We start from the raw sequence: 4,936 nt of genomic DNA, 5'->3' as shown, positions 1-4,936 counted from the left end.
TTAGCCAGAACGGTAGTGATAGCAGCGGTCAGCGTTGTTTTACCATGGTCAACGTGGCCGATAGTACCGACGTTAACGTGCGGTTTTGTACGTTCAAATTTTTCTTTAGACATCGATTGTCCCTCTAAGACACGGATAAATCGGTGGTATCACCACATCAACCAAGCAATTGCTTGCTGAATTTTTTAACAGAAAGAAAATCAGGAGGAATAAAAAGAAGTGGTGCTGATAGGCAGATTCGAACTGCCGACCTCACCCTTACCAAGGGTGCGCTCTACCAACTGAGCTATATCAGCACATCTTGGAGCGGGCAGTGGGAATCGAACCCACATCATCAGCTTGGAAGGCTGAGGTAATAGCCATTATACGATGCCCGCATCCTGGAACTCGGCTACCTGATTTCTCTGTAGATTTTGAACATGGGGATTAAGACTTATACGCCCCGCATTCTTCGATCCGGCCTCATGCTGCATACCGCATCGATTTTATCCTGTCGCCAGGATTGAATTTGGTGGTGGGGGAAGGATTCGAACCTTCGAAGTCTGTGACGGCAGATTTACAGTCTGCTCCCTTTGGCCGCTCGGGAACCCCACCTGATTGTGTACTTGATGGTGCCGGCTGCCGGAATCGAACTGGCGACCTACTGATTACAAGTCAGTTGCTCTACCTACTGAGCTAAGCCGGCATCAAGTGCTGCGCATTCTAGGTAGACCGAACGACCTATGCAACAAAAAAATTGCGTAAAATGCGCTATCGCCTAGATTTTATCCAAATTTGAACATGAATTCACAATACCATCAAGGATTCGCGCAAAGAACCGTCAAATTTCACACCATCCCAAGACACACATCGTCACATTTCGTCCTTGTTTCCTGCACCAAAAATGCAAGTCTTGCACGTTGAAAAAGCATCTTGTGAACTAGCGGAATACATTTCATACGATCAATGCGCCAAAAAACCTGGAATGAATATTGCTTTACTTTAAGGGTCTATCCATCGTTCAGGAGGTGTCCTATGAAAATCGTATCACTCAATGTCGCTACGTTACCCGTTTATCGTGGAGAACTTGCCGATTTACTGGTTGATGCTGTTGCTAAAGGCGCATCTATTGGATATCAGTCGCAAGTATCACATGAAGAAGCTGAGAGCTACTTTCATAGTTTACGACCCTCTATCGCGAAAGGTGAGCGCATGTTATGGATAGCGCGCGATTTTGAAGGCGTGGTCGGCAGCATACAATTGGAATTATGCCAAAAATCAAATGGGCAAAATCGGGCAGAAATTCAAAAATTACTGGTACATAGCCATGCTCGCAGAATGGGGGTGGGTAGAAAATTGATGCAAGTACTGGAAAAAACCGCCCTACAGCAACAACGAGGCTTGCTTTATCTGGACACCCAAGCAGGTTCGCCAGCGGAAATGTTTTATCGGACACTCGGATATCGCTATCTGGGAGAATTGCCGGATTACGCCTGCACGCCCGATGGCTATTATCACCCCACCGCCATCTATTACAAACGACTCTTCGCGGTGAATCATGTTGGGCGAGCCATAGCTAGCTGATATTGACCTCTATGCCCTCGTAAAAGGGGTAACGGGTGAGTATCGAGCCGATTTTCTCTTCTTTTTTCCACTAGCAAAGTGGTAACCTGCCTGTAATCGGAATTTACTATACAAAGAAAAGGTTCTACGACCTGAGTTTCGCTAACGATAACCTGGGTTGGCTGAAGTCCCTTTTCTTACCTGTATAAGCAGGCAGAATCAGACTTATGAGAGATAGAGACCAATTTTTGGCTACGCCGTATCTACAATTCACTCGTCTTCAATGGGCAGCGTTACGTAATTCAGTCCCTTTGACCTTAACGGAAGAAGAGATAGTTAAGCTCAAAGGGATTAATGAAGATCTGTCATTGGACGAAGTCGCCGAAATTTATCTGCCTCTGTCGCGACTGCTTAATTTCTACATCAGTTCCAACCTGCGCCGTCAGGCGGTTCTTGAGCAATTTTTGGGTACTGACGGCCAAAAAATCCCTTACATTATCGGTATTGCAGGCAGCGTCGCGGTTGGGAAAAGCACCACTGCGCGTGTCTTGCAGGCATTACTCAGTCGCTGGCCGGAGCATCGTAGTGTTGAACTGATTACGACCGATGGTTTTCTTCATCCAAATAAAGTTTTAAAAGATCGTAACTTGATGAAGAAAAAAGGATTCCCGCAGTCTTACGATATGCAGAGCCTCGTCAAATTCGTTTCTGATATTAAGTCCGGCGCCCCAAAGGTTATTGCTCCAACCTATTCACACCTAACCTACGATATCGTGCCTGATAACAATAAAGTTCTGGAGCAACCTGATATCTTAATTCTGGAAGGTTTGAACGTCCTGCAAAGTGGAATGGACTATCCACATGACCCACATAGAGTTTTTGTTTCCGACTTTGTGGATTTCTCAATTTACGTCGATGCGCCGGAAGAACTGTTAAAAACATGGTATATCAACCGTTTCCTGAAATTCAGACAGGGGGCATTCTCAAATCCAAACTCCTATTTCCATAATTATGCAAAATTGACAGAACAGGAAGCGACGGATATTGCCTCACAACTTTGGCAAGATATTAATGGACTTAACCTGAAAGAGAATATTCTACCTACACGTGAAAGAGCTAGTCTTATTATGACAAAAAGCGCTAATCATGCGGTAGAATATGTACGATTAAGAAAATAAATATCAGAAATTGAACAGGGGATGAGCCATCCCCTTTTTTAAACGCCACGCAATGAAATTTCGCCGCCGATATAAGATGTTAATTCACCATTATTTTCCAAAAGCAGCGCACCTTGTCGATCAATCCCTTTGTCAATGCCATATATTTCTCGATTGCCGATAATCAATTTGACGGGACGGTTGAAATAATTATCCAGCTTCTCCCACCTGGAGATAAAAGACTCCAGCCCATACTGCTCAAAAGTAGCCAGTGCCTTTCGTAGTTCTGAAATCAAACTTACAGCCAATGTATTACGATCGATTGTAATTCCGGCTTCCTGTAAATTGATCCACCCTTGATTAATCACGTTTTCTACAGGTTCGCGCATTCGTAGATTAATACCCGCACCAATAACCAGATGGGCTGCGTCCCCGGTTTTTCCCGTCAGTTCCACGAGAATTCCCGCTAATTTTCTATCCTTCAAATACAAGTCATTCGGCCACTTTACTCGAACGCCTTCTGCTCCCAGCCTATGTAATACTTCGGCCATCACCATGCCAATAACCAGACTTACACCTACTGCTGCCGCCGGACCTTGCTCCAGGCGCCAATATAAAGAGAGATATAAATTAGCTCCAAAAGGAGAAAACCATTGTCGCCCCCTCCGGCCACGTCCAGCTTGCTGATATTCAGCAATACAAGCATCTCCCGAGGACAAAGAATCTAACCTGTCTAAAATATATTGATTTGTTGAATCAACGACAGGTAAAACCGTGACATGGCCATCAGGTAAGGCACCAAGAATCTTTTCCTCATCCAGTAATTGCATCGGCGCGGGCAAACAATATCCTTTTCCGGTTACCGTAAAAACATCAATTCCCCAATCGCGGATCGTCTGGATATGTTTATTAATCGCAGCCCGACTCATCCCCATCATCTCTCCCAGAAACTCCCCTGAATAAAACTCGCCATTCGACAGGATCTGAATAAGTTTAAGGGGAACTGTAATATCTCTCATGACAATACCTCTACAGCATTTACCTCTCCATGCGCAGCAATAAAGCGAACTTCAGGTTCAAGCCAGACATTAAATTTATTGGCAACCTGATAGCGGACATGGCGAGCTAAATCAACAACATCCTTACTTATCGCATTGTCCTTGTTTATCAGCACCAGAGCCTGCTGGCAGTGGACCGCGGCGCCGCCAATTTGAAATCCCTTTAAATGGCATTGTTCAATCAGCCAGCCAGCGGCAAGCTTTACTTTTCCTTCCGATTGTTGGTAGTGAGGTGCATGAGGATATTCTTTTAGAATATCTCCGGCATGCTGCTGTGTAACAATAGGATTCTTGAAGAAACTTCCCGCATTACCGGTAATGGTAGGATCGGGTAATTTGCTACATCTCATGTGGCATACGGAATCAAAGATTTGTTGTGGTGTTACGGTGGCAGGATCGAGTTTGCTCAAATCACCATAATTTAATATTGGACTCCAATCTTTCTTCAGATAAAGCCCTACCGCCGTAATAGCAAACCCATCGCGATATTGATGCTTGAATATGCTTTCGCGATAAGCAAACTGACATTCAGCAGCATCAAGACGCTGTACCGTTCCTTTGGAAAGATCTAATAAATCAACGTATTCGCATAAATGCTGAAGCTCTAAGCCATAAGCCCCAATGTTCTGGATCGGTGCAGATCCCACGCAGCCAGGAATTAACGCCAGATTCTCCAGCCCGGCGATACCTTGTTGCAGCGTATATTCAACCAGATAGTGCCAATTCTCACCAGCACCGACGTGGAGATGCCAACCCTCACAATCTTCCGTTATCCCAATACCTTTGAGTCGATTAAGCAAAACTATACCGGCAAAGTCTTCCAGAAAAAGGACATTACTCCCTTCACCTAGCAACAAGATAGGCTTACGTAATGAATTTGCAGACTGCCATCCATCAACTAACTGTTCCGACGTATCAGCCACTATGATGGATGACGCAGATACCGGTAATGAAAAGGAATTATAGGATTTTAGTGATATGACACCATTCGTCATCGCATTCATACTCATTAACTCAGATATTAATAGTCTACCTGATCAGAGTCGAATATCAGCGCTGTTTTATACTCAGCTAATTTAAACGCATATCAATGGATTCAACTGGCCACAACGCAAAAAGCCCCATGCTGTCGCATGGGGCTTTCCACTTAGTTGATGCCTGGCAGTTCCCTACTCTCAC

The 4,936-nt window shown here is 44.7% G+C and carries 5 protein-coding genes and 4 tRNA genes; 2 read left to right on the top strand and 7 right to left on the bottom strand.

Annotated elements, in window-relative coordinates; translation table 11 throughout:
* The 5 genes from NC856_RS17525 to NC856_RS17505 all read right to left on the bottom strand — a co-directional run.
* Window positions 1–113, bottom strand: a 113-nt coding sequence (locus tag NC856_RS17525) for a GTP-binding protein (RefSeq protein ID WP_001336758.1), incomplete at its 3' end; no start/stop codon positions are given.
* A gap of 107 nt (window positions 114–220) precedes the next feature.
* Window positions 221–296: transfer RNA gene (locus tag NC856_RS17520), tRNA-Thr, on the bottom strand.
* A gap of 6 nt (window positions 297–302) precedes the next feature.
* Window positions 303–377, bottom strand: a tRNA-Gly gene (locus tag NC856_RS17515).
* A gap of 132 nt (window positions 378–509) precedes the next feature.
* A tRNA-Tyr gene (locus NC856_RS17510) sits at window positions 510–594 on the bottom strand.
* A 15-nt stretch (window positions 595–609) separates the two neighbouring features.
* A tRNA-Thr gene (locus NC856_RS17505) sits at window positions 610–685 on the bottom strand.
* 329 nt (window positions 686–1,014) lie between these two features.
* Between NC856_RS17505 and NC856_RS17500 the strand changes: the two genes are divergently transcribed.
* The gene (locus tag NC856_RS17500; RefSeq protein WP_264091685.1) at window positions 1,015–1,563 is read left to right on the top strand and encodes a GNAT family N-acetyltransferase; all 549 of its coding nucleotides are present in this window, start codon (window positions 1,015–1,017) and stop codon (window positions 1,561–1,563) included.
* Window positions 1,564–1,769: 206 nt separating this feature from the next.
* Window positions 1,770–2,720 (top strand): type I pantothenate kinase, encoded by a 951-nt coding sequence (gene coaA / locus NC856_RS17495; protein ID WP_264091684.1) that lies wholly within the window; start codon window positions 1,770–1,772, stop codon window positions 2,718–2,720.
* Between the two features lie 38 nt (window positions 2,721–2,758).
* Here coaA and birA read toward each other — a convergent pair whose 3' ends face one another.
* Both birA and murB read right to left on the bottom strand, forming a co-directional pair.
* Complete coding sequence (birA, locus tag NC856_RS17490; protein ID WP_264091683.1) at window positions 2,759–3,718, bottom strand: bifunctional biotin--[acetyl-CoA-carboxylase] ligase/biotin operon repressor BirA; 960 nt, start codon at window positions 3,716–3,718, stop codon at window positions 2,759–2,761.
* Window positions 3,715–4,752, bottom strand: a complete 1,038-nt coding sequence (murB, locus tag NC856_RS17485) for a UDP-N-acetylmuramate dehydrogenase (protein ID WP_264091682.1) — start codon at window positions 4,750–4,752, stop codon at window positions 3,715–3,717. Before murB ends, birA begins: the two co-directional genes overlap by 4 nt.
* Window positions 4,753–4,936: the final 184 nt, after the last annotated feature.

The sequence above is a fragment of the Brenneria izbisi genome (assembly GCF_025840185.1).
GTDB classification, from domain to species: Bacteria; Pseudomonadota; Gammaproteobacteria; order Enterobacterales; family Enterobacteriaceae; genus Brenneria; species Brenneria izbisi.
Note: the sequence above shows the minus strand (reverse complement) of the source record. Positions and strands in the feature narration are given on the sequence as shown.